Annotated in this window: 21 protein-coding genes and 1 tRNA gene; 11 read left to right on the forward strand and 11 right to left on the reverse strand. The window is 72.5% G+C overall.

What is annotated here, in order from left to right:
- Nucleotides 1–35: 35 nt before the first annotated feature.
- The gene (locus U874_RS0101135) at nt 36–965 is read right to left on the reverse strand and encodes a helix-turn-helix transcriptional regulator (RefSeq protein WP_025132714.1); all 930 of its coding nucleotides are present in this window, start codon (nt 963–965) and stop codon (nt 36–38) included.
- Nucleotides 966–1,066: 101 nt separating this feature from the next.
- On the opposite strand from U874_RS0101135, the gene U874_RS0101140 reads away from it, so the two are divergent.
- Nucleotides 1,067–3,181: an ATP-dependent DNA helicase RecQ gene (locus tag U874_RS0101140; protein WP_025132715.1), complete on the forward strand. Its 2,115-nt coding sequence runs from the start codon at nt 1,067–1,069 to the stop codon at nt 3,179–3,181.
- Between the two features lie 83 nt (nt 3,182–3,264).
- On the opposite strand, the gene U874_RS0101145 is transcribed toward U874_RS0101140, so the two are convergent.
- Genes U874_RS0101145 through U874_RS0101155 form a run of 3 tightly spaced genes read right to left on the reverse strand, consistent with a single transcriptional unit; the run spans nt 3,265 to nt 5,428 of the window.
- Nucleotides 3,265–4,263 carry an Fpg/Nei family DNA glycosylase gene (locus U874_RS0101145; RefSeq protein WP_025132716.1) on the reverse strand — a complete coding sequence of 333 codons (999 nt, stop codon included), beginning with the start codon at nt 4,261–4,263 and terminating at the stop codon, nt 3,265–3,267.
- Between the two features lie 2 nt (nt 4,264–4,265).
- Nucleotides 4,266–4,760 carry a ribose-5-phosphate isomerase gene (locus U874_RS0101150; protein ID WP_025132717.1) on the reverse strand — a complete coding sequence of 165 codons (495 nt, stop codon included), beginning with the start codon at nt 4,758–4,760 and terminating at the stop codon, nt 4,266–4,268.
- Between the two features lie 47 nt (nt 4,761–4,807).
- Nucleotides 4,808–5,428, reverse strand: a complete 621-nt coding sequence (locus tag U874_RS0101155) for a DsbA family protein (RefSeq protein WP_025132718.1) — start codon at nt 5,426–5,428, stop codon at nt 4,808–4,810.
- A gap of 73 nt (nt 5,429–5,501) precedes the next feature.
- Between U874_RS0101155 and pepN the strand changes: the two genes are divergently transcribed.
- The 6 genes from pepN (at nt 5,502) to U874_RS14005 (ending at nt 11,098) form a co-directional block, all read left to right on the forward strand.
- The gene (gene pepN / locus U874_RS0101160) at nt 5,502–8,099 is read left to right on the forward strand and encodes an aminopeptidase N (protein WP_025132719.1); all 2,598 of its coding nucleotides are present in this window, start codon (nt 5,502–5,504) and stop codon (nt 8,097–8,099) included.
- Nucleotides 8,099–8,992 (forward strand): mechanosensitive ion channel family protein, encoded by an 894-nt coding sequence (locus U874_RS0101165; RefSeq protein ID WP_025132720.1) that lies wholly within the window; start codon nt 8,099–8,101, stop codon nt 8,990–8,992. Before pepN ends, U874_RS0101165 begins: the two co-directional genes overlap by 1 nt.
- Nucleotides 8,989–9,474, forward strand: coding sequence for a globin (locus tag U874_RS14000; RefSeq protein ID WP_025132721.1), 486 nt, complete (start codon nt 8,989–8,991; stop codon nt 9,472–9,474). The genes U874_RS0101165 and U874_RS14000 overlap by 4 nt, the downstream gene beginning before the upstream one ends.
- Nucleotides 9,475–9,547: 73 nt before the next feature.
- The gene (locus tag U874_RS0101175; RefSeq protein ID WP_025132722.1) at nt 9,548–10,117 is read left to right on the forward strand and encodes an HhH-GPD-type base excision DNA repair protein; all 570 of its coding nucleotides are present in this window, start codon (nt 9,548–9,550) and stop codon (nt 10,115–10,117) included.
- Nucleotides 10,118–10,168: 51 nt separating this feature from the next.
- Nucleotides 10,169–10,241, forward strand: a tRNA-Arg gene (locus U874_RS0101180).
- 68 nt (nt 10,242–10,309) lie between these two features.
- Nucleotides 10,310–11,098 carry an SGNH/GDSL hydrolase family protein gene (locus U874_RS14005; RefSeq protein WP_025132723.1) on the forward strand — a complete coding sequence of 263 codons (789 nt, stop codon included), beginning with the start codon at nt 10,310–10,312 and terminating at the stop codon, nt 11,096–11,098.
- Here the strand turns inward: U874_RS14005 and U874_RS0101190 are convergent.
- From U874_RS0101190 to U874_RS0101215, 6 genes are read right to left on the reverse strand one after another with little or no spacing between them, the layout of a single operon-like run.
- Entirely contained in the window at nt 11,008–11,685 is a 678-nt protein-coding gene (locus U874_RS0101190; protein WP_081809843.1) for a peroxidase-related enzyme, read from the reverse strand. The two genes, U874_RS14005 and U874_RS0101190, sit on opposite strands and share 91 nt — an antisense overlap.
- A complete protein-coding gene (locus U874_RS0101195) occupies nt 11,682–12,200 on the reverse strand; it encodes a hypothetical protein (protein ID WP_051582748.1) in 519 nt (172 codons plus the stop codon). Before U874_RS0101195 ends, U874_RS0101190 begins: the two co-directional genes overlap by 4 nt.
- Nucleotides 12,197–12,979 (reverse strand): ABC transporter ATP-binding protein, encoded by a 783-nt coding sequence (locus U874_RS0101200; RefSeq protein ID WP_025132724.1) that lies wholly within the window; start codon nt 12,977–12,979, stop codon nt 12,197–12,199. Before U874_RS0101200 ends, U874_RS0101195 begins: the two co-directional genes overlap by 4 nt.
- Nucleotides 12,972–13,850: an ABC transporter ATP-binding protein gene (locus tag U874_RS0101205; protein WP_025132725.1), complete on the reverse strand. Its 879-nt coding sequence runs from the start codon at nt 13,848–13,850 to the stop codon at nt 12,972–12,974. The genes U874_RS0101200 and U874_RS0101205 overlap by 8 nt, the downstream gene beginning before the upstream one ends.
- Entirely contained in the window at nt 13,847–15,811 is a 1,965-nt protein-coding gene (locus tag U874_RS0101210) for an ABC transporter permease (protein ID WP_025132726.1), read from the reverse strand. Before U874_RS0101210 ends, U874_RS0101205 begins: the two co-directional genes overlap by 4 nt.
- Nucleotides 15,812–15,826: 15 nt before the next feature.
- Nucleotides 15,827–16,978, reverse strand: a complete 1,152-nt coding sequence (locus U874_RS0101215) for an ABC transporter substrate-binding protein (protein ID WP_025132727.1) — start codon at nt 16,976–16,978, stop codon at nt 15,827–15,829.
- Between the two features lie 171 nt (nt 16,979–17,149).
- On the opposite strand from U874_RS0101215, the gene U874_RS0101220 reads away from it, so the two are divergent.
- Nucleotides 17,150–19,000, forward strand: a complete 1,851-nt coding sequence (locus U874_RS0101220) for an FAD/NAD(P)-binding domain-containing protein (protein ID WP_025132728.1) — start codon at nt 17,150–17,152, stop codon at nt 18,998–19,000.
- Nucleotides 18,997–20,121, forward strand: a complete 1,125-nt coding sequence (locus U874_RS0101225; RefSeq protein ID WP_025132729.1) for an FAD-dependent oxidoreductase — start codon at nt 18,997–18,999, stop codon at nt 20,119–20,121. The genes U874_RS0101220 and U874_RS0101225 overlap by 4 nt, the downstream gene beginning before the upstream one ends.
- Before the next feature lie 58 nt (nt 20,122–20,179).
- Here U874_RS0101225 and U874_RS0101230 read toward each other — a convergent pair whose 3' ends face one another.
- Complete coding sequence (locus U874_RS0101230; protein WP_025132730.1) at nt 20,180–20,854, reverse strand: TetR/AcrR family transcriptional regulator; 675 nt, start codon at nt 20,852–20,854, stop codon at nt 20,180–20,182.
- A 120-nt stretch (nt 20,855–20,974) separates the two neighbouring features.
- Between U874_RS0101230 and U874_RS0101235 the strand changes: the two genes are divergently transcribed.
- On the forward strand, nt 20,975–22,282 hold the full coding sequence (locus U874_RS0101235; protein WP_025132731.1) for an MFS transporter: 1,308 nt from the start codon (nt 20,975–20,977) through the stop codon (nt 22,280–22,282).
- A 130-nt stretch (nt 22,283–22,412) separates the two neighbouring features.
- Entirely contained in the window at nt 22,413–22,889 is a 477-nt protein-coding gene (locus U874_RS0101240; RefSeq protein ID WP_025132732.1) for a hypothetical protein, read from the forward strand.
- The last annotated feature ends 64 nt before the right edge of the window (nt 22,890–22,953 follow it).

Here is a 22,953-nt window from a genome sequence, read left to right on the forward strand (position 1 = left end):
TGGGGAGTTGGTTCGTCACAGGTGCTTGCTCTCCGTCACAGATGCTCGCTCGCCGCTGAGCGCTCTCCGCGGCGTTCTCGGACCCACAGGATCGGGTCGCCACCTGCCCGGGACAGTCCGAATTCGGAGAGGAGGCTGCGCGCGACCTCGCGTCGGTAGGCGGAGTAGTGCAGGACGTGCGCGACGACACTGCTCAGCTGGAAGCTCTCCGGCGGTTCGCACAGGGCGTCGATGAAGCGGTCGTCCCACCCGCCTCGCGCGTCGATGGCTCGCACCCGCGACAGCCAGCGCTCCGCTACGGCGTCGTGCTCACGGGCGAGCTCCGCGAACGACCCGAAGGGGAAGGGCTCCGGCGTGACGTCCCCCTCGATTGCGGCGAGCCACACGCGTTTCGCGCGAACGATCTGCACCAGCGTGGTCATCGCGCTCGCCTCCGGTGGCGACCACTCGTGCGGATCCGTATTCGGCACGATCACCCGTTCGACCTCGTCCGCGGGGAGCGACGCGGCGAAGCGGATCAGGGCGCTCGTGTCTGCGACATCGTGGAGGAGCATCTGCTCCACCATCGGGTTCACCCGTACCGGCTGATCCGTCACCCAGAGCGCGGACGGCGGATGGAAGTGGATCCCGTTCGTGCTGGGCAACCAGTGCGCCTCGCCGAGCTCGCTAGGAGGTACTCCATACGCTCGCGCAAACGCGCGGCTAAAGCCCTCCGCGGACTCGTACCCGGCTTCCAACCCGGCCTCGAGCACGCCTGCTCCGTTGCGCAGCCGCCAGGCGGCCCGTTCGAGCATGACACGCCGCCGCATGGCCGCAGGGGCCTCGCCCGCCTGCTCGGAGACCGTGCGGGCGAAGTGGAAGCGGGACGAGTGCGCAGCCCCGGCCATCTCGTCGAGAGTGCGGTGCTCCTCGTCCAGTACTGCGTCGAGCAGCTGCCGGAGGCGATCGGGTGCAGGTTCGGTCATGGCACCCAGTCTGCCCGCGAGTCGGGCATCGCGCATGACCGATCTTGCGGACTGCCGTGCTGTGTGTCGCCGACGTCGGTGGTCCCTGCCATCATCGGTACATGTCCTCCACCGCATCGCCCACGCTCGACCAGGCGCTCGCAGTCCTCCGCGAGCTCACCGGTGCTCCCGAGGCGCGCTTCCATCCCGGGCAGTTCGAAGCGATCAGCGCGCTCGTCGACGAGGGCCGCCGCGCACTCGTCGTGCAGCGGACCGGCTGGGGCAAGTCGGCGGTGTACTTCGTCGCGACGGCGCTGCTGCGGGCGCGGGGCGCCGGGCCCACCCTGCTCGTCTCGCCTCTCCTCGCGCTCATGCGGGATCAGGTGGCCGCTGCTGAGCGCGCCGGCGTGCGCGCAGCAGCTATCAACTCGGCGACCTCCGAGGAGTGGGAGTCGATCTCCGAGCGCCTCGCGCGTGACGAGATCGATGTGCTCCTCGTCTCCCCGGAGCGGCTGAACAATCCGCGGTTCCGCAGCGAGCAGCTGCCCGGCCTGCTGGCACGCATGGGCATGCTCGTGATCGATGAGGCGCACTGCATCTCCGACTGGGGGCACGACTTCCGCCCGGACTACCGGCGCATCGCGACCCTGCTCGCAGAGCTCGATCGGCACGTTCCCGTGCTCGCGACGACCGCGACGGCGAACGCGCGTGTGGTGGCCGATGTCGTGGATCAGCTCGGAGCAGACGTGCTGACGCTGCGCGGCTCCCTTGCCAGGCAGTCGCTCCGGCTCGGCTGCCTGACCCTGCCGAACGCGCAGGACCGCTTGGCCTGGCTCGTCGGCCATCTCGGATCGCTCCCCGGCAGCGGGATCGTGTACGCCCTCACCGTGTCCGCGGCCGAGGACACCGCTCAGCTGCTCCGCGACTCGGGGTACGAGGTCGCCGCGTACACGGGGCGCACCGACCCGGAGGAGCGCGAGCGTCTCGAGGCCGCCCTGCAGCGCAACGAGGTCAAGGCGCTCGTCGCGACAAGCGCGCTCGGCATGGGGTTCGACAAGCCCGATCTCGGCTTCGTGCTGCATCTCGGTGCGCCGTCCTCGCCCGTGGCCTATTACCAGCAGGTGGGGCGCGCGGGCCGCGGCACCGACCACGCCGACGTGCTCCTCCTCCCGGGCCCCGAGGACCGGGCGATCTGGCAGTACTTCGCCACCGCATCGATGCCGGACCCCGAGCGCGCCGCAGCGGTCATCGAGGCCCTCGGCTCACCCGACTCCGGCCCGGTCTCAACGCCGGCGCTCGAAGCCCGCGTCGATCTGCGCCGCACTCAGCTCGAGCTGCTCCTGAAAGTGCTCGACGTCGACGGGGCGGTCGCCCGCGTGGCGGGCGGCTGGGTCGCCACCGGCGCGCACTGGGTCTACGACGCCGAGCGTTACCGCAGGATCGCGGAGTCGCGTCTCGCGGAGCAGGCGGCGATGCTGAGCTACGAGCGCGGCGAGACCTGCCGCATGGCCCACCTCCAGCAGGAGCTCGACGATCCGACGGCCGCGCCGTGCGGTCGCTGCGACGTCTGCGCGGGCCCCTGGTACCCGAGCGAGGTCTCCGGGGCTGCCGTGAGCCAGGCGGGATCGACGCTCGCGCGCTCCGGGGTGCCGATCGACCCGCGCGGGCAGTGGCCGACGGGGGCCGACCGGCGCGGCGTCCCCGTGCGCGGGCGCATCGCCCCCGGGGAACGTGCGGAACCCGGCCGTGTGGTCGCTCGACTCACGGACCTCGGGTGGGGCGGCCCGCTGCGCGAACTGCTCGCCGCGGGGGCGTCCGATCAGCCCATCCCCGACGCGCTGCTCGGTGCGGTGCTCACCACGCTGCGCGACTGGCCGTGGGCGGAGCGCCCCGTCGGCGTCGTGGCGATGCCGTCGCTCAGCCGACCGCTCCTCGTGCGCAGCACGGCGGAGGCGATCGCGGAGCGCGGGCGGCTGCCGTTCCTCGGAGCGCTCACGGTCGATGAGCACCGTCCGTCCTCCGGGCCTGGCGGCAACAGCGCGTTCCGGCTCGCCTCCGTGTGGGGGCGCTGGCAGGTGGGCCCGGAGCTCGCCGCCGCGGTCGCCCAGGCCCCCGGCCCGCTGCTGCTGGTCGACGATCTCGTGGACAGCCGCTGGTCGCTCACCGTCGCGGCCCGAGAGCTCCGCTTGGCGGGCGCGCCCGCCGTGCTTCCCTTCGCGCTCGCGTCCGCCGGATAGGCGCGTCCAGCCGCAGCCCGGTGCGCGCCATCAGGCCGCAGCCGGGCGCGCACCGTGCAGCCGGGCGCGGCCCCTTCAGCGGGCTAGTGCTGGCAGCCGGGGCACCAGTACAGCTTGCGCGCGCCGAACTCCTCCAGGATGATGTTCGCTCCGCAGCGCTTGCATGGCGTGCCCTCGAGCTTGTACACCCAGTGGCGCTCGTCGCGATCCACGAGCGCCCGCTCGTACGCCTCGCCCTCAAGCCCGTCGATGGTGATCATCTGACCGACCGTGATCCCCACCTCGAGCAGTTCGGCCCAGTCGTCCCACAGCGCCTCCAGCACCGTGCGGTCGAGAGCGTTCGCGGGTGTGTGCGGGTTGAGCTCGGCGCGGAAAAGCATCTCGGCCCGGTACACGTTGCCGATCCCGGCGACGACCGCCTGGTCCATGAGGACGAGCCCGATCGGCGTCTTCTTCTTCCCGGCGCGCTCAACGAAGCGGGCGCGCTCTGCGGGGGTGTTCGCGTTCGCGGGGTCCGGTCCGAGCCGGAGCACCACGGCGTCGACCTCGGCGGGCGTGAGCACCTCGCACGCGGTCGGGCCGCGCAGGTCAGCGCACACGGCGTCGGTGAGGAGGCGCACACGCACCTGGCCGACAGGATCCGGCGGGAACGACTCGACGGCGTCCGACTCCTTGTCCGACTCGGCCATCCGCACACGGGTGCGCCGCGGCGCGCCGATCGACGTCACGGAATCCTCGGCGTCGCGGTCGACGGGGCCGCCGGGCCGCGAGTTCTCGCCGTTCTGCCCCAGTCGGGAGTGCCCGGGCGTCTGGCCGTGGATCTGGATCGACGGATCGATCCGCACCTCGCCCGAGAAGTCCCAGGCGCCGTAGATGCCGAGGTGCACGCGCAGCCAGTGATCACCCTCGAACTCGAGGAACATCTGCTTGCCGACGGCGCGCGCATCGAGCATCTCGCGCCCGCTCAGCAGCGCGGCGCCCTGGGCGAAGCGCCCCTGCGGACTCGTCACCTCCGGGCGCGAGCCCACGAAGTTGACGCCGAACTGCCGCGCGATGCGGTGGACGGAATGCCCCTCAGGCACGGCTAGCCCAGCTGGTCGACGTGCTTGCCGGCGATGTCGCCGGTGCGCTCGTACTCGCCCAGCTGCGCGATCCGGCGCACGTGGCGCTCATCGCCCGGGAAGGGCGTGTCGATGAAGAGCTCGATGAAGCGGATCGCGTCCTCGACGGGGTGCTGACGCGCACCGATCGAGATGACGTTCGCGTTGTTGTGCTCACGCGCGAGCGTCGCGGTCGAGTCGTTCCAGACGAGGGCCGCCCGGATCCCCTCCACCTTGTTCGCCGCCATCTGCTCGCCGTTGCCCGAGCCGCCAAACACGACGCCGAGCGCCTCGACGCCCGCGCGCTGGTCCTGCGCGACGCCGATAGCCGCGTTGATGCAGAACGAGGGGTAGTCGTCGAGCGCGTCGTACTCCGCGGGACCGTGGTCGATCACCTCGTGCCCCAGGCCCTGCAGATGCTGCTGCAGCTGCTGGCTGAATTCGAGTCCGGCATGGTCGGTGGCAACGTGGATGCGCATGGTGTCGATTCTAGCCGTCCCCGCACGCCTCGCCCGGCGCCCCGCGATCAGAACTGCGGGCCCGAGGTGCGCCCGCGCTTGAACTCGCTGAAGCCCGGAACGCTCGCGGCCATGACGATCCCGTCCCAGAGGCGGAGTGCGGTCTCCCCCGTGGGCGCCGGGGTGACGACGGGCCCGAAGAAGGCGTTGCCGTTCACGGAGATGATGGGCACCCCCACGTCGGGGCCCGCGATCCGCATAGCGTGATCGGTGTTCGCGCGGAGCTGCGCATCGGAGTCCGGGGCGTCGGCCGCTGCGGCGAGCGCAGCGTCGAGGCCGAGCTCCGCGAGCGACTCGGCGATGATCGCGTCGATGTCGCTGCGACCGCCGGGGTGGATGCGGGTGCCGAGGGCCGTGTAGAGCGGGCCGACCACGTCCTGGCCGTTCGCGACGCGCGCGGCCTCCACGACACGGCCCATGCGCTGGCCGGCGAGGTGGTGGGGGGTGTGGTCGTTGGGCTCGGTGCCCTCGTTCAGGATCGCGAGGCTGATCGGGTGCCAGGTGATCTCGAAGCCGCGTGCTTCGGAGACCTCGGTGGCCCAGCGGCTGGTCATCCAGCACCACGGGCAGATCGGGTCGAACCAGAACTCGACCTCTGGCGTCTCGGGAATCGGCTGCGCAGCGTTCATGTCACCAGCCTACCTCCGGCCCGCGGGCATAAGGTGGGAGTCGTCACCACCCATCACTCGTCAGGAGCAGTACGTGCCAGGAACGAACCTCACCCGCGCCGAGGCCCAGGAGCGGGCCGCGATCGTCGCGACGCAGCGCTACGAGGTGGCGCTGGATCTCACCACCGGCGCGGAGACCTTCGCCGCCGCCACCACGATCCACTTCACCGCGGCGGAGGGCGCCGCGACGTTCGTCGATCTCATCGCCGACTCGGTGGAGCGGATCGAGCTGAACGGCGTCGAGCTGGACCCTGCCGGCCTGTTCGCGGATTCGCGGGTGCAGCTGCCCGGTCTCGCCGCGGAGAACACGGTGCGGATCGAGTCGACGCAGCGGTACACGAACACGGGCGAAGGCCTGCATCGTTTCGTGGATCCCGCCGATGGCGAGGTCTACCTCTACTCGCAGTTCGAGGTGCCGGATTCGCGGCGCATGTTCGCGGTGTTCGAGCAGCCCGATCTGAAGGCAACGTTCGCGTTCACGATCACGGCGCCGGCGCGCTGGAAGGTCGTGTCGAACCAGCCGACGCCGGCTCCCGTCGCCGCGGGCGCGATGGCCGGGGCGCAGGGCGCCGATTGGGCCGAGCAGGAGATCGCGACGTGGACGTTCGAGCCCACCCCGGTGATGTCGAGCTACATCACGGCGCTCATCGCGGGGCCGTACGCGGAGGTGCGTGCGGAGCTCACGAGCCGGGACGGCCGCACGATCCCGCTCGGGGTCTTCTGCCGCGAGTCGCTCTCGGAGTACCTGGATGCCGACTACATCTTCGAGAAGACGCGCGAGGGCTTCGCCTTCTTCGAGGAGCAGTTCGACTTCCCCTACCCGTTTGACAAGTACGACCAGCTGTTCGTGCCCGAGTACAACATGGGTGCGATGGAGAACATCGGCGCGGTGACGTTCACCGAGGCGTACGTGTTCCGCAGCCAGGTCACCGACGCGATGCGCGAGCGCCGGGTGGTCACGATCCTGCACGAGCTCGCGCACATGTGGTTCGGCGATCTCGTGACGATGCGCTGGTGGAACGACCTCTGGCTGAACGAGTCGTTCGCCGAGTACATGTCGACGCTCGGCGTCGCCGAGGCGACCGAGTGGACCGAGTGCTGGACCACGTTCGTCGCGTCGGAGAAGTCGTGGGCGTACCGCCAGGATCAGCTGCCGTCGACGCACCCGATCGTCGCGGAGATCCGCGATCTCGAGGACGTGCTCGTCAACTTCGACGGGATCACGTACGCGAAGGGCGCCTCGGTACTCAAGCAGCTCGTGGCCTGGGTCGGGCGCGAGCCGTTCATGCGGGGCGTGCACGACTACTTCGTGAAGCACCAGTTCTCGAACACGGAGCTGCCGGACCTCATGCGCGAGCTCGAGGCCCAGTCGGGCCGCGATCTCTCGGAGTGGACGACGAAGTGGCTCGAGACGGCCGGCGTGAACACGCTCCGTCCCGTGTTCGAACTCGACGACGATGGAGCGTACCGCAGCTTCGCGATCGAGCAGACCGCGGTGGCCGAGTACCCGACCATCCGCCCGCACCGCATCGCGGTCGGCCTGTACGGGACGGGTGCGGACGGGGCGGTACGCCGGATCCAGCGCCTCGAGCTCGACATCGACGGCCCTCGCACGGAGGTGCCCGAGCTCGTCGGCGTCGCGCAGCCGGAGCTCCTGCTGCTGAACGATGACGACCTCACGTACGCGAAGATCCGTCTCGACGAGCGCTCGCTCGAGACGGCGGCGGCGAAGCTCGGCTCGGTCGAGGACTCGCTCGCTCGCGCGCTCCTCTGGGGCACGCTGTGGGATGCGACGCGTGACGCGGAGTTCCCGGCGTCGCGGTTCGTCGAGATCGTGCTCGCGCACGTGGGCAACGAGTCGGCGTCGACGACCCTGCGCACGCTCCTCGGCCAGCTGCTGCTCTCCGGGGCGAGCTACGTCGCCCCCGAGCGTCGCGCGGCCACGCTCGAGCGCGTGGCAGACGCCCTGTGGCGCCTCGCGGTCGACGCCGAGCCCGGCAGCGATCGCCAGTTCCAGTTCGTGAAGTCGTTCGGGCAGCTCGCGGAGAGCGATGAGCAGCTCGACACGGTGCAGGGCCTCTTCGACGGTTCGCTCCCCCTCGACGGGCTCGACATCGACACCGACCTCGGCTGGGAGCTCCTCATCGCGCTCGCCGCGGGCGGGCGGGCCACGGCCGCGCAGATCGACGCGCGCCTCGCGGAGGATCGCACGGCGAGCGGCAACCAGTCGGCCGCGCACGCGCGCGCCGCACTGCCCACCGCCGCGGACAAGGAGGCCGCCTGGGTCTCCGTGTTCGACGATGCGAACCAGCCGAACGCGATCGTGCGCGCGACGGGCCTCGGCTTCACTCGCGCGCACGACGTCGCGCTGCTCGAGCCGTACGTGGAGCGCTTCTTCGCGGCGCTCACGCCCGTGTGGGAGTCCCGCAGCTACGCCATCGCGGAGGAGCTCATCGAGGGCTTCTACCCTGCCCCGCTCGCGCACGCCGCCCTCGGCGACGCGACCCGCGCCTGGCTCGACGCGCACGCGGACGCCCCCGCGGCGCTCCGCCGCATGATCTCGGAGCACCTGGCCGGGGTCGAGCGCGCGCTCCGCGCCCAGCAGGCCGATCGGGCGGTCGAGGGCCACTGATGGGCGAGTTCGGCGCAGCGCTCGGGAGCTTCTACGAGACCTACCGCACGGCGATCAACATCGCCGTGATCGTGATCGCGGCGGGGCTCCTCAACTGGGCGCTGCGCCGACTCCTCATGCGCACGGTCACGCAGGTGGTGCGCGGCGTGAAGCGTGCGCAGGACGTCGACACCACCTCGGAGATCATGGCGGCGCCCTACGTCAACGCGCGAGCCGTGCAGCGCACGCGCACGCTCGGCACCGTGGGGCGCCACGTGATCTCCTGGACCGTCGTCATCACCGCGCTGATCCTGATCCTTGCGCAGCTCGGCGTCGACCTCGGCGCCGTGCTGACCTCGGCCGGCATCGTCGCCGCCGGCCTCGCGTTCGGTGCGCAGAACATCGTGAAGGACATCCTGAACGGGATCTTCATGGTGTTCGAGGATCAGCTCGGTGTGGGCGACGTCGTGCAGATCAACACGATCAGCGGCACCGTCGAGGACGTGGGGATCCGCGTCACGCAGGTGCGCGCGCTCGACGGCACGCTCTGGCACGTGCGCAACGGCGAGATCCTCATGCTCGGCAACTCCTCGCAGGGGTGGGGGCGCGCGCTCATCGATGTGACCGTTGACGCGGATCAGGATCTCACCCACGTGTCCGAGGTCATGGTCGCCGCGGCACGGGCGCTCCTCACCTCCGAGCGCTACGCGCGCAAGGTGACGGGCGACCCCGAGGTGCTCGGCCTCGAGAGCGTCTTCGGCGATCGGGCGACACTGCGGCTCGCGGTGCGCACCCGGCCCGAGGCCCAGTGGGAAGTGCAGCGCGGCATTCGCGCAGAGATTCGTCGGGCGTTCGCCGAGGAGGGCATCGTGCTCTCCGACGAGCGCCCCAACCTGCCGGGAGGCACCGCATGACCGATCCGCAGACGCCGGATCCGGAGACGCCGGATCCGCAGAGCTCCGCGTCGCAGACCCCCGCGCCGCGCCTTACGCTGCGCGCCGGAGCCGAGGGTGCCGCCGTGACCGACACCGTCTGGGCGCAGATCGGGGGCACCGAGACCTTCGAGACGATCGCACGCGCGTTCTACCGGGGCATCCGCGAGGACGAAGTGCTCGCCCCCATGTACCCCCAGGACGACTGGGAGGGCGCGATCTGGCGCATGCGGGCGTTCCTCGAGCAGTACTGGGGTGGTCCGACGAGCTACTCGGAGGAGCGCGGGCACCCGCGCCTGCGGATGCGCCACCAGCCCTTCGCCGTGACGCCCGATGCGCGGGATCGCTGGCTACGGCACATGCACGCCGCACTCGACGAGGCGGCCCTGCCCCCCATGCACGACGCGGCGTTCCGCGACTACATCGAGCGGGCCGCGCTCGCGATGGTCAACCGCTTCGAATAGGTATCTCGCCCGCTCCGCCGGGAGAACACACAAACTGGGTGCGCGCCACGGAATCCCGACCTATACTCGCGCCATGACTCTCCGCCTGACCGACGATCCCGCAGCGGACGCGCTGCTGTCTGCGAACCCGCTGGCGCTGCTCATTGGCATGCTGCTCGACCAGCAGGTCGCGATGGAGGTCGCATTCTCCGGCCCGCGCAAGATCGAGCAGCGGCTCGGCAGCGTCGATGCGGCGGCCCTCGCCGCAGCCGACCCCGAGACGGTGGCGGCGGCCTTCGCCCAGACGCCCGCGGTGCACCGCTTCCCTGGCTCCATGGCGGGCCGCGTGCAGGCACTCTGCCAGGTGCTCGTCGAGTCGTGGGACGGCGACGCGGCGGCGCTCTGGACGCGCGACGCTCCCGACGGGCCGACCGTGCTCGCGCGACTGCAGACGCTTCCGGGATTCGGCCCGCAGAAGGCGAAGATCTTCCTCGCGCTGCTCGGTAAGCAGTGCGGCTTCACGGGCGCGGGCTGGCGCGAGGCCGCCGCTCCCTACGGCGAGGAGGGCTCCTTCCGCAGCGTCGCGGACATCACCTCACCCGAGACCCTGCAGCGCGTCCGAGAGACGAAGCGCGCCGCCAAGGCCGCGGCGAAGGCCACCTGAGCCCCGGCGCAGCATCACGTCGGCCCGCGCGCAGTGTACGCTCGTATGGTCGCCTCCGTAGCTCAGTGGATAGAGCAACGGCCTTCTAATCCGTCGGTCGCAGGTTCGAATCCTGCCGGGGGCACCCGCCACGCGGTGCCCGAGGATGACGCGGGCACCGCGCACCGCGCCTGAGTCGATTAGCCTGGTACGGTGCTTCCTGCTCATTCACCCGCAGTCGGCGCCGCAGCGCTCGCCCGCTCGGCGACCGCGACCGTCGCGCGCGCCATCGGTTCGGATCCGCTCTTCGAGTGGGCGAACCGCCCGCTCATGGCGCTCGCCGAGATGCAGCCGGTCACGGCGGCCTGGTGGCGCGAGCGCCGCACCCAGCCCGGCGAGTTCTTCTACCTCGCGCTCGGCGACTCCACCGCGCAGGGCATCGGCGCTTCGACGCCGGGGCGGAGCTACGTGGGGCAGCTGGCCGATCGCATCGAGGCCAGGCTGGGCGCGCCGATCGCCGTCACGAACCTCGGCGTCTCGGGCGCCCCGAGCAGGCTCTGCGTGCGCGACCAGCTGCCGCGCGCCCGGAAGGTGCTCGCGAAGCGCTCCCCCGATCTCGTCACGCTCGCGATCGGCGCGAACGACATCGCCGAGTGGGATCCGCGCGCGTTCCACCGCAACCTGAGCACCATTCTCGACGCCCTTCCCGCGGACACGATCGTGGGCGAGGTGCCCTGCTTCCACCTGCCCTGGAACGACCGCAAGGTGCGCGAGGCGAATCGCATCCTCCGCACGATCGCCGAGGCGCGCGACCTCACGGTCGTCCCGCTCTACGAGGCCACGCGCCGACGCGGGATCCCGGGGATCCTCACGGAGTTCGCGGAGGATGCGTTCCACCCGAACGATCGCGGCTACGAGATCTGGGCCGACACGTTCTGGCCGTTCGTGAGCGCGCGGCTCGCCGGTGAGGCTTCCGCCGCCGCATCGTCCGCCGCGCGCTGATCGCCGAGCGCCTCAGCATCGGCCCCGCTCGGCGCCGCGGGGGCGCCGAGACTGAGCATCAGCCGGTTCGCCCAGGCGAAGAACGCCGTTGCCTGGATCACGTCGGCGATGTCCGGATCGGAGAGGCCCGCCTCGCGGAGCGCCGCGACGTGGTGCGCGCCGAACGCGATCGGCGTCGCCGTGAGCGCGGCAGCCGCGTCCACGATCGCTCGGCTCCGCGCGGGGAGCTCCGCCTCCGGCCCCTCGCTGAGCAGGCGCTCGACGGCCTCGGCGTCGCGCAGGAAGGTCGCCGTGAAGCGCGCGTGCACGCTCGCGCACAGTTCGCAGCCGTTCACACGCGACGCGACGGTCGCCGCGAGCTCTCGGTCGCCGCGGGGCAGGCCGCCCCGGGTGAGGAAGATCGCCCGGTCGAGCGCGGTGCGCGCGGAGAGCGAGCCGGGGTGCCACGCAAGCAGCCGGAAGTAGGGCGAGTGCGGCCACACGCTCGTCTCGTAGGCCTCGCGCTGCGCGGCGCTCGCCGTGTCCGGCCCGGCCGGCTCCAGCCAGGCGTGCCAGGCGCGCTCCTCCATGGTGAAGTGGCGGCTCATGCGGTACCCCCGCCGAGCACGCGCAGGCCCGCGACGACGCGCGTCTGGTAGCTCACGAAGGAGACGATCTGCGAGAGGACCACGATCTCTGGGGTGCTCCAGCCGGCGATGCGGAGCGCGTCCACATCGTCAGGCGTGGCTGCCGCCGGTCGCAGCACGAGCAGGTCGACGTGCCGCAGCAGCGCACGCACGCGACGGCTCGCCGCGCGACCCGCGAGGCCGTCCGCCCCGTCTGCGACGAGCTCGGCGGCGACGGCTCCCTCCTCGTCGAGCAGCTCGCGGTAATACGCGAGCACCTCTTCGGCGCCGTCCACCCGCGCGGCCCGCGCCGCGGCGAGCAGACGGGTCGAGCGGTCGAGGCCCGCGGCCTCATCGTCGGCTGCGACGTCGAGGAGCGCGCCGAGGCTGGCCTCGGCCGCCGCCGTCGCGTCCGGCCGATGCCCGGTGAGTCGTGCCGCGGTCGCGGGGTCGAGCCCCGCGATCGCGGCGAGCGTGTCCTGCGTGGAAGTCGTCATGCTGCGTTCCTCTCGCTGCGCCCGGATGCGGGCGCTGTTCCGCCGTCGGCGCGGTCTGCGCCGTCGAGTCCCCGTCCGAGATAGGCCTCCTGAATGGCGGGGTTCGCCGCGAGCTCGCGCGCGGCTCCGGAGAGGACCACCTCGCCCGTGCGGAGCACGTAGCCGCGGCTCGCGATCGAGAGCGCGAGCTCGGCGTTCTGCTCCACCATCAGCACCGCGATCCCGAGCTCACGATTCAGCTCCGCGATGCGCTCGAGCACCTGCTCCACGATGATGGGGGCGAGCCCCATCGTCGGCTCGTCCATGCAGATCAGCCGCGGCCTGCTCATCAGCGCCCGCCCGAACGCGAGCATCTGCTGCTCCCCGCCCGAGAGGGTCCCCGCGCGCTGGGCCCGCCGCTCGCGGAGCCGCGGGAACGCGTCGTGCACCTCCGCGAGCGTGGCGCGGATCTCCCGGTCGCGACGGGTATGCGCGCCGACGAGGAGGTTGTCCTCGACCGACATGTCCGGGAAGACGCGCCGGGCCTCGGGCACCGAGGCGATCCCGGCTCGCACGCGCCGGGCCGTGGGCCAGCTCTGGATCTCCTCCCCGTCCCAGATGATGCGCCCGGCGTCGGGTCGCTTCAGACCGAGCACCGTCTTCATCGTGGTGGATTTCCCGGATGCGTTCCCGCCGAGCAGCGAGACGATCTCTCCCGGCCCGATCGTAAGGTCGAGGCCGCGGAGTGCGGGGCTCGGTCCGTAAGAGACCGAGATCCCCTCCAGTCGGAGTTCAGACATGGGTGCGCTCCTCTGCTGTTGCGGGCTCGGTCGTGCCAGTCGTCGCCGTGGTCCCGAGATACGCGGCGATGACGCGCGGGTCGCGCTGCACCTCGGCCGGAGTGCCCGCCGCGATGATCCGCCCCTCGTCCAGGACGATCACGCGATCGGAGAGCGTCATCACGAGATCGAGCTTGTGCTCGACGAGCAGCATGCTCTGCCCCTGGGCCTTCAGCTCGAGCAGCTGCTCGAGCACCTCGGCCGTCTCGGTCTGGTTCATGCCGGCGGTCGGCTCGTCGAGGACGAGGAGCCGGGGCTCCGCCACGAGGGCGCGCGCGATCTCGGTGCGCCGCCGGTTCGCGTAGGAGAGTGTGAACGCGAAGCGATCGCGGCGCGGCAGGAGGCGCTCGCCGAAGCGGGCGAGCTGCGCGTCGACGCGGGCGTCGTCCGCGGCCCGCCGCGCGTCGCCGCTGGAACCCCCGCCGCGCAGCAGCGCCGAGCCGGTCTCCGCGAGGAGCGGGAGCCAGCGCAGCCCCGGGATCTCACGCAGGCGCGAGCCGCGCTGACCGAGCCCGTCGCGCCCGACGAGCACGTTCTCGCGCACCGTGAGGTTTCCGATCACCCGGCCGTTCTGGAACGTGCGGGTGAGGCCGAGGCGCGCGATCTGGTGCGGCTTCCGACCCGAGATCCGCGCGCCGTCGAGGTGCACCTCGCCTCGGTCCGGCGCGAGGACGCCGCTCACGATGTTAAGCGTGCTCGTCTTCCCAGAGCCGTTCGGACCGATGATCGACAGCACCTCGCCCTCGGCAAGCGCGAAGCCCACATCGTTCACGACGGTCAGGCCGCCGAAGCGCTTCGTGATCCCCGTGACCCGGAGCAGTTCGCGGCTCATCGGAGTGCCTCCGCTCCGGCCGGTGCCACGTCCCCGGCGTTCGCGCCCGCGCCCGCGGACGCATCAGTCGAGGCGGACGGGCCGGATGGTCCGAGCGGTCCCGGCTCGGCGGCCTGCCGCCCGGCACACCGGCGCCGGAGAGCGCGGAGCCCCGGGATCTCCGCCCAGAGACCTTGCGGGCGGAGGAGGATGAGCCCAAGGAGCAGGACGCCGTAAAGCAGCAGGCGCCACTCGGCGAGGGGCCGGAACAGCTCGGGAACACCGACGAGGATCACGGCGCCGATGAGCACGCCGACGGGGGCGCGAAGGCCGCCGAGGATGGCGATCGTCACCGCGAGCACCGAGAGCGACACATCGAACTGCTTCGGCTCGAGGAACGTCACCTGGGCGGCGTAGAACGCGCCCGCGGTGCCCGCAAGCACGGCGGCGAGGCCGAAGGCGAGCGACTTGTAGGAGGCGGGGTGGAGCCCCGCGGAGGCGGCGGCGACCTCGTCCTCGCGCACCGCGGCCCAGACCCGACCGAGCCGCGACGCGCCGAGCCGGGTGACCAGCAGCACCGCGATGAGCAGCACTCCGAGCGTGAGCCAGTACATGGCCGAGGCGCCGCCCAGGCTCGCCCCGAAGAGCGTGGGGCGCGGGATCGCGGAGATGCCCCGCGATCCCCCCGTGAGCTGCGGGAGGATGAGCGCGGCCGCCGAGACGACGGCGCCGGCGGCGAGCGTGGCCATCGACACGTAGTGCCCGCGCAGGCGCCAGCTCGGCGCGGTGAGGAGCACCTGCAGGACCGCAGCGGCACCCGCGGCGGCGAGCACGCTCGGCCAGAAGCCCCAGTCGAAGCGGGTCACGAGGATCGCCGAGGTGTAGGCGCCGATCGCGAGCGCGCCCGCCTGGCCGAGCACGATCTGCCCGGCGAAGCCGCCCACGAGCGTGATCGAGAGCGCGAAGAGCGCCATGATCCACACCTGCGCGCCCGCGCGGAGCACGTAGTCGCTCGCGAGCAGGGGCACGGCGAGGAGCGCCGCGGCGGCCGCGGTCCCGGCCCACCGTGGCAGCCGGATGGGGCGCCCCGCCCCGAAGAAGGTGCCGGTCATCGGCTCCGCCGCGATCGTCGGCACGCGGCCGAGCAGACCGCCGGGCCGGATCCAGAGCACGAGGAGCAGCGAGCCGAAGGTGATGAGCTGCCGCACCGAGTCGCCCCAGAGCGACACGCCGAACGCCTCGGCCACCCCGAGCACGAGCCCGCCGATGACGGCTCCCGCGATCGATCCGAGCCCGCCGATCGTTGCGGCGGCGAAGCCCTGCAGCCCCGCGAGGAAACCCATGCCCGGGGCCACGTTCGAGGTGTACATGCCGACGAGCAGGCCGGCCGTGCCGCCGAGCGCGGACGCGATCACGAAGGAGAGCGCCTGGATCCGGGCGACGGGCACGCCCATCTGCTGCGCAGCTTCCGGGTCCTGCGCGGTCGCGCGGATCGCGCGGCCGGTCCGGGTGCGACTGAGCACGAGCGCGAGGATCGCCACGCAGAGCAGGCTGACGCCGATGATCACGAGCGAGAGCGTGCCGAAGCGGAAGCCGAAGAGCTCGAGGTTGTCGCGCGGGAACGCGCTCTCGAGGCGGCGGGTCTGCGCGCCGAACACGCGGAGCGAGAGCGCGTCGAGGATGACCCCGACGGCGAAGGTCGCGAGCAGCACCGCGATGCCCGGGGCGGAGCGCAGCGGCCGCACCGCGATGAGGTACACCGCCCAGCCGAGGAGCCCCGTGAGCACGATAACGGCCGGCGCCGCGAGCGCGAACGGCAGCTGCAGGGGGCCGGTGAGCCACCACGAGAGCATGGCGCCGACGGCGAACACGGCGCCGTGCGCGAAGTTGATGATGTTCGAGACCCCGAAGACGAGGGAGACACCCACGGCGATGAGCGCGTAGGTGCTTCCCCCGACGAGGCCGGAGAGCAGGATGTCCATGGGGCTCCGGGCGGGCTACTGCTGGATCGTGAATGCGCCGTCGGCGATCACGAGCGGGAACTGCTCGGCATCGCTCACGCGTCGCGTCTCGTCGAGCTGGAACTCGTCGTAGAGGATCGAGCTGAACGAGGAGCCGTCGTCGAGCGCGTCGCGCAGGCCGGAGCGGGTGAGCTCCGTGGCGCGCTCGGCGCCCTGCGCGACGGCGTTGAGGGCGTCGTAGGCGCGGATGGCGTAGTCGCTCGGGGTCGCCTCGCCGGTCGCCTCGGCGAACGCGGCGATGAACTCCTGCACGCGCGGCTCGGTGTTCGTCGGCGTGAAGTAGCTGAGCGTCTGGACGCCCTCGGCGGCATCCCCCGCGAGCTCGATGAACTGCTGGTTGTAGATCGAGCTGATCCCCACGATCGGGGTCTCGATGCCGAGCTCGCGAGCCTGGCTGGTGATGAGCGCGCCATCCGCCGCGTAGGAGATGAGCACGATCACCTCGGGGTTCTTCGCCTTCGCAGCGAGGAGGAGCGGCCGGAAATCGGTGCTCTCGGGATCGTAGGCGGTCGCGTAGACCTCCTCGAGCCCCGAGCGCTCCTCCCCGTCCTGGAAGAAGCCGAAGGTCTCCTGCCCCCAGTCGGTGTCGTGGTAGAACACGGCGGCGCGCGTGCCGGTCTCCGCGGCGAACGCGGCGAGGCGCGGGGCCTCGAACTCCTGCGAGACCCACGTCGCGAAGACGTAGTCGCCCGCATCGGTCACGTCGGGGCCGGAGGCCGAGAACGCGAACTGCACGAGCCCGCCGTCCTGGTAGATCGGGCTCGCCGCGGAGGTCGCGGGGGTGCCGAAGTCTCCGAGGACGGCGAGGATCGAGGCATCGTCGACGAACTTCTGCGCGATCTGCGGAGCCTGCGCGGGGTCCGCCTGCGTGTCCTCGTACACGAGCTCCACCGGGCGACCATCGATGCCGCCGTCGGCGTTGATCTCCGTGAGGGCAAGGTCGAGGCCCTGGCGGAAGTACTCGCCGTACTGCGCGGAGTTCCCGGTGTCGGGGAGCGCCACGCCAAAACGAACGGGGTCGGAGCCTCCGGCTTCGCCGGCTTCGGCCGCGGGTGAGCAGGCGGCGAGCCCGAACGACAGGGCGGCGACGGCGCCCGCGGCGAGCGCCGCACGAAGGCGTGATGACATGACGGATTCTCCTCGATGGGTGGGGTGCGGCGAGGGCCGGCGCACCGGTGGGCGAGCTCAGTCTGGCAGCGCGGCGCGCCTCGACTGAGAAGATGAAGCAATGTTACACATAAGCAAAGTTCACGCATTGCGGATTTGCCGCGGAGCCCGGCGGCATGGGATAACCGAGGGATGAGCACCGGAGCACTCGCCCTCGTCGGCTCCGGCGTGCGCGGCACCGCGGCGCTCGGGCGCCTCGCGGCGCGACTGCGCGCGCGGCCGGACGCGGAGCGCCTCGTCCTCGATCTCCACGTCATCGACCCGCACGCGCCCGGCTCGGGCCGGATCTGGCGCGATGGGCAGCCCCGCTCACTCGTGATGAACACCGTGCCCGCGCACTCGACCGTGTTCGACGACCCCTCGCTCGACTTCAGCGAGCCGCTCGGCGGGCCCTCCTTCGCGGAGTGGTGCGCGCGCGTGAGCGAGGGCACCGTTCCGCTCGACGACGCCTGGGCCCGCGAGGCGGCGGCCGACACCGCCCCCTGGAGCAGCCCCTCGCGCGCGCTCTACGGCCACTACCTGCGGTGGGCGTACGCGCAGTTCCGCGCCGCGCTGCCCGCCGGCGTGCGCGTGCATGAGCACCGGGCCGAGCTCACCTCGCTGAGCCGCGCCGACGGCCGCTTCCGGCTCCGGCTCGCTCCTCGCGCCGCCCCGGGGGCCGCGCCCCCCGCGCACGCGCACGCGCACAGCGTGCGGCTCCTCGTCGACGCGGTGCTCCTCGCCGTCGGCTGGCTGCCCCGCGATGCCGCGCACGGCGACGAGCTGCCCCACGACTCCCCCGCCCGCACGAACCGCGACCTCGGCGCCGAGCAGCCGATCGACCAGGGCATCGCCGAGATCGCTCCGGGCGAGCGCGTGGCCGTGCGCGGCGTGGGCATGGGCTTCACCGATCTGCTCGCGCTCGTCACCGAGGAGCGCGGCGGCCGCTTCGTGCCCCGCCCGGATGCGAGCCGCCCGGGCGAACTGGCGTACGAGCCGAGCGGGCGCGAGCCCGTGCTCCTCGCCGGCTCGCGCAGTGGACTGCCGTTCCTCGCGAAGCCCGAGTTCGGTGCGGCCCCGCCGCCCGTGCGCCTCGACGCGCTCACCGCGGCGCTGCCCGAGCTCGTGGCGCGCCGCCCCCTCGACTTCGCGCGGGACGTGCTGCCCCGCATCGTGCAGGACGCCGACGCCGAGCTGCAACGGGCTCGCCGGGAGCTCGGCGGGCCGCACTCGACTCCGGGGACGCCATTCGAGCCGGAGTGGCTCGCCCGTCCCTTCCGCGGCGGGAGCGGCGCGGAGCTCGACGCGGAGATCACCGCGCGCATCGACGCCGACGCCGCGGCGGCCGCGCTCGGAGCGCGGAGCCCGGAGAAGCGCGCGCTGCACGTGTTCCAGGCAGCGCGCGCGGCGATCATCCCCCTCACCGACTTCGGCGGCACCACGCCGGAGAGCGCGCCTGCGCTGCAGCGCTTCCTGACGCTCGCGGGACTCGCGGGCAGCGGCCCTCCGCGCTTCCGCGTCGAGCAGCTGCTTGCGGCGCAGCGTGCCGGAGTGGTCCGCTTCCTCGGACCGGGCCTCACGGTCGCGGAGGATCCGACCGAAGCCCGCGGCGCGCCGCGCTCCCGCGTGGTGTTCGGGGCGCTCGCCCCGGCGGAGCGCCTGCCGATCGACCGCGTGGTCGATGCGCACCTCCCGCTTCCGGCCCCCGGGCGCACCGCGCATCCGCTCCTCGATGCTCTCCTCGATTCAGGGCTGGCCCGGCTGTGGGCCGGCGCGGTGCCGGGCGACGCGCCCGCGCTCGAAATCACCGCCGCGGCGAGCGCGCTCGTCAGCGCCGGGGGCGCTGCGACGCCGGGCCTCCACTCGGTCGGCCCGCTCCACGAGGCGCAACGCCGCTTCACGATCATCGCCCCGATCCCGAACGCGCGGTCGACCGTACTGCGGGAGATCGATGCGGCGGTCGCCGCGATCCTCACCCACCTCGACGAACGGACAGCAGCATGACCGCGACCACGGACCACCTCATCATCGGCGGCGGGATCATGGGGCTCTCCGCTGCTTGGCAGCTCGCGCGGCGCGGGGCGCGCGTGCACCTGATCGAGCAGTTCCCCGCCCACCACACGCACGGGGCATCACATGGCTCGACGCGGAACCTGAACAACGCGTACGACGAGCCGGTGTATCTGGAGCTCTTCGACGAAGCGCTCGCGGAGTGGCGGGCGCTCGAAGCGGGCGCGCCCGCCCCGCTCATGCGCCTGCACGGGCTCGTCACCCAGGGCGACGAACCCGTCGTGCGGGCGACGCACGACGCGCTGCTCGCGCGCGGCGCCGACGTCGCGCTGCTCGCACCGTCGGAGGCTCAAGCGCGCTGGGCGGGCATGCGATTCGCGGGCCCCGTGCTGCTCAGCCGCGAAGCGGGGATCGGGTACGCGGCGCGCGCGCTCGACGCGCTCGAGGCGGCGGCGGTCGCGCACGGGGCGACGATCGAGCGGGGCGGGCGCGTGCGCGGGATCGCTGCGGACGCGCGCGGGGTGCAGATCGAAGTGGAGACCACGGCGGGCGTGCGCACGGTGTCGGCGCCGCGGGCGATCGTCGCGGCGGGCGCGTGGTCGTCGCCCCTCCTCGACGGCCTCGTCGAGCTCCCGGCGCTGCGGGTCACGGAGGAGCACCCCGCGCACTTCGCGCCACGGGATCCCGCGCACGTGTGGCCGTCGTTCAATCACGTCTTCCCCGCCGATCAGCTCGACGCGCGCGGGGGCAACGTGTACGGAATGCCGAGCCCGGGCGAGGGCGTGAAGGTCGGCCTCCACCTCGTGGGCGATGAGGTGGATCCGGACGCTCGGCCCCACGCGGCGAGCCCCGATGTGCGCGCCGCGCTGCGCGCGCACGTGGCCGAGTGGTTCCCCGGGCTCGATCCCGATCGCGCGACGGACATCAGTTGCACGTACACGTCGACGGCATCGGGGCGCTTCGTGCTCGACCGAGTGGGGCCCCTCACGGTCGCCGCAGGCTTCTCCGGGCACGGGTACAAGTTCGCCCCGGCGATCGGCCGGATCCTCGCGGATGCGGCGAGCGGAGTGCGGCTTCCTCCCGAACCGTTCCGGCTGTCCGCACACACGGAGTGAGCGTCCGGCGCGGGCCCGGGGCGCGAGCGCGCGGCGGGCTCCGCGGGTCGCCGCGCACTCAGCGCGTCGCCGCGAGCCCGGCGATCGTCGTCTCGACGACGGCCCGATAGTACTCCCAGCGCATCTGCTCGGCCCGCTGCCCGCCCGCCGCGAACGGAGCGACGAGGTCGTCCGCCATCCCACGCAGTGAGGGTGAGGCGCTCGGGATGCCGTGCAGCTCGGCCATGAGCGCGGCGTGGTCGCGTGGCCCGTCGTCCTCGTGCTGTAGACGATCGTCGCTCAGAGAGATCGTCAGCATCGCCGTGTTGAGCAGCAGGGCGTAGGCGAGGTTCGCCCGATCGCCAAATCCTCCGGCTCGAAGCCGCTCGATCCCGGTCTCGAGGATCGGGAGGGCCCCGGGCAGCACGGGCCCGTGCATCAGCATCCACTTCGCTGTCCCCGGGTACGCGCCGGCGACGGGCCCGGCGCTCAGGAGGAGCTCGCGGAACCAGTCCTGCCAGGCGAGCTCGTGTGCGGGGGCGACGACCCCAGTGAGCATGTGCTCCACCACCCGGCGGCAGAGCAGCTCCTTGCCACCGACGTGGTGGTACACGACCGACGGCGCGACGCCGAGGCGCTTCGCGAGATCCCGGATGGACCAGCTCATCAGGTGCGATTCGCGCGTGAGCTCGGCCGCGGCTGCGACCACCGCGGCGGGCGTGAGACCCACGTGGAACGGGCCGGGATCCGGCATGCGCTGCCTCCTTCGTCCCGCCCATGCTATCCGGATCCGGTCCGGGCGATTGTGCCCGCACGGCCCGCGGAGTAGGCTCGACACCACCATTAGAACACTGTTTCAATAGCGAGGAATCGTATGTCGCACCCCATCCCGGATCCGCTCCCGCACGCCAGCGCGGCCGCCGAGCGCCGCACGCGTCCCGATCAGTCGGCGGCGCAGGGCGAGCCCCGGAGCGCCGCGCAGATCCGGCTCCTGCTCGCCGCAGTCTTCCTCATCTCGCTCGGACAGATGACGCTCAACCCGATCATCGCCCCGCTCTCGCGAGAGGTGGGGCTCGCCGAGTGGCAGGTGGGTGCGACGATCAGCGCCGCCGCGGTGATGGTCGTGCTCACGAGCCAGTTCTGGGGGCGCGCATCGCAATCCTGGGGCAGGAAGCCCGTGCTCGTCGCGGCCTTCGCGCTCGCCGCGACGGCGATGCTCCTGTTCGCCCTCGTCTCGTGGCTCGGCATGCGCGGGCTGCTCGCGGGAGCACCGCTGTTCGCCCTGTTCCTCCTGCTCCGCGGACTGGCGTTCGGCACCGCGGTCGCCGCAGTGCCGCCGACCGCGCAGGCGGCGATCGCGGACGCGACCCCGAGCGAGGCCGAGCGCGTGCGCGGCATGGCGGGCGTCGGCGCCGCACAGGGCATCGCCATGGTCGCGGGATCGGTGCTCGGCGGGCTGCTCGCTGCAGCGGGACTCCTGCTGCCGATCGCGGTCGTTCCCGTGATCCTCGGCAGCGGGCTGATCCTCCTCCTCACGCGACTCCGGCGCGACTCACCCCAGCACCTCGTCGCCCAGCCCGTGCGGGTACGCCCGGGCGACCCGCGGGTCTGGCCCTTCCTCCTCGCGGGTTTCGGCATGTTCACGGCCCTCGGCTTCATCCAGGTGATCACCGGCTTCCTCGTGCAGGACCGGCTCGGCCTCGACGGGGCGCAGACGGGACTCGTCGCGGGCGGCGCACTCCTCACCGCGGGCATCGGCATGATCCTCGCCCAGTCGATCATCGTGCCGCGCAGCGGCTGGTCGGCCCCCACGCTGCTCCGCGTCGGGAGCGCGACCGCGGTGCTCGGCTTCGCGGCACTCGTCCCCGAGGCGGGCGCGCTCCTCCTGTTCCTCGCCATCTTCGTCATCGGGCTCGGCCTCGGGATCGCGATGCCCGGGTACACGGCGGGGCCCACGCTCCTCGTCTCCCGGGAGGAGCAGGGCGGGATCACGGGCCTGATCGGGGCCACCACGGGGCTCACCTTCGTCGTCGCCCCGACCGCGAGCACCTGGCTCTACGGCCTCTGGCAGCCTCTCCCCGTGCTCGTCGGCGGCGCCGTCATGCTCGCGGTCACGATCTTCGTGCTCGTGCACCCGCGGTTCCGCGCCGCCCCGGGCTCGGGCGGCGCGGCCGAGGTCTGAGCACTCGCACCCGGAGCGCTCGCACCCGGAAGGGCCGCACCCCGGACACTCGCGGGGCTCTCCCAAGCGCCTCGTGTACCGTGTCGCCGAAGCGGCGCCGTCCGGGCGCCCCGAGCGACGGGAGGTCTGCATGCGGCTGCGCGCCCGTGCCACCGCCGTGCTCGGCGTCGTCCTCCTGCTCCTCCTCGGGCTGCTCGGGATGCACACGCTCTCCGTGAGCGCGCAGGGGCACCAGCTCCCCGACCTCGCATCGGTCGCCGAGAGCGCTCCTCCGAGCGATCCCGAGAGCCTCCCCCCGAGCGTCCACGCGAGCGCGCTCACGGGAATCGAAGCGAGCCGAGAATCGAGCCGGATCATCGGCGACGACGTGGCCGCCGAGGCCGCCCACCCAGCAGGCACCGCCGCCCCCGCAGCGCCGAGCGACTCCGAGGTGCTCGTCCTGTGCGCGCTCGCCGTTGCGATCGGTGTGCTCGTCCTGCTCCGGCCCCGGCGGGCGCGCGCGTCGTCGCCCCTCAGGGCCGAACGCGCGCCGCACCCTGCGCCGCTCATGCACGACCGGCGCCCGCCCGCGCCCTCCCTCCGCGCGCTCTCCATCAGTCGGACCTGAGCTTCCCCCGCTCACCGCGTCGCCCGCCCCGCGGACGGCGCGATCCCTCGCGCGCCTCGCCGCG

Source organism: Leucobacter sp. PH1c (assembly GCF_000633415.1).
Classification (GTDB): Bacteria; Actinomycetota; Actinomycetes; order Actinomycetales; family Microbacteriaceae; genus Leucobacter.

Coding starts and splice junctions, on each gene's coding strand:
- U874_RS0101155 (WP_025132718.1), bottom strand. CDS start 5,428: ATGAACGCTGCGCAGCCGATTCCCGAGACGCCAGAGGTCGAGTTCTGG.
- U874_RS0101220 (WP_025132728.1), top strand. CDS start 17,150: ATGAGCACCGGAGCACTCGCCCTCGTCGGCTCCGGCGTGCGCGGCACC.
- U874_RS0101135 (WP_025132714.1), bottom strand. CDS start 965: ATGACCGAACCTGCACCCGATCGCCTCCGGCAGCTGCTCGACGCAGTA.
- U874_RS0101165 (WP_025132720.1), top strand. CDS start 8,099: ATGGGCGAGTTCGGCGCAGCGCTCGGGAGCTTCTACGAGACCTACCGC.
- U874_RS0101210 (WP_025132726.1), bottom strand. CDS start 15,811: ATGGACATCCTGCTCTCCGGCCTCGTCGGGGGAAGCACCTACGCGCTC.
- U874_RS0101200 (WP_025132724.1), bottom strand. CDS start 12,979: ATGTCTGAACTCCGACTGGAGGGGATCTCGGTCTCTTACGGACCGAGC.
- U874_RS0101230 (WP_025132730.1), bottom strand. CDS start 20,854: ATGCCGGATCCCGGCCCGTTCCACGTGGGTCTCACGCCCGCCGCGGTG.
- U874_RS0101225 (WP_025132729.1), top strand. CDS start 18,997: ATGACCGCGACCACGGACCACCTCATCATCGGCGGCGGGATCATGGGG.
- U874_RS0101240 (WP_025132732.1), top strand. CDS start 22,413: ATGCGGCTGCGCGCCCGTGCCACCGCCGTGCTCGGCGTCGTCCTCCTG.
- U874_RS0101205 (WP_025132725.1), bottom strand. CDS start 13,850: ATGAGCCGCGAACTGCTCCGGGTCACGGGGATCACGAAGCGCTTCGGC.
- U874_RS0101150 (WP_025132717.1), bottom strand. CDS start 4,760: ATGCGCATCCACGTTGCCACCGACCATGCCGGACTCGAATTCAGCCAG.
- U874_RS0101140 (WP_025132715.1), top strand. CDS start 1,067: ATGTCCTCCACCGCATCGCCCACGCTCGACCAGGCGCTCGCAGTCCTC.
- U874_RS0101190 (WP_081809843.1), bottom strand. CDS start 11,685: ATGAGCCGCCACTTCACCATGGAGGAGCGCGCCTGGCACGCCTGGCTG.
- U874_RS0101195 (WP_051582748.1), bottom strand. CDS start 12,200: ATGACGACTTCCACGCAGGACACGCTCGCCGCGATCGCGGGGCTCGAC.
- U874_RS14000 (WP_025132721.1), top strand. CDS start 8,989: ATGACCGATCCGCAGACGCCGGATCCGGAGACGCCGGATCCGCAGAGC.
- U874_RS0101175 (WP_025132722.1), top strand. CDS start 9,548: ATGACTCTCCGCCTGACCGACGATCCCGCAGCGGACGCGCTGCTGTCT.
- U874_RS0101215 (WP_025132727.1), bottom strand. CDS start 16,978: ATGTCATCACGCCTTCGTGCGGCGCTCGCCGCGGGCGCCGTCGCCGCC.
- U874_RS0101235 (WP_025132731.1), top strand. CDS start 20,975: ATGTCGCACCCCATCCCGGATCCGCTCCCGCACGCCAGCGCGGCCGCC.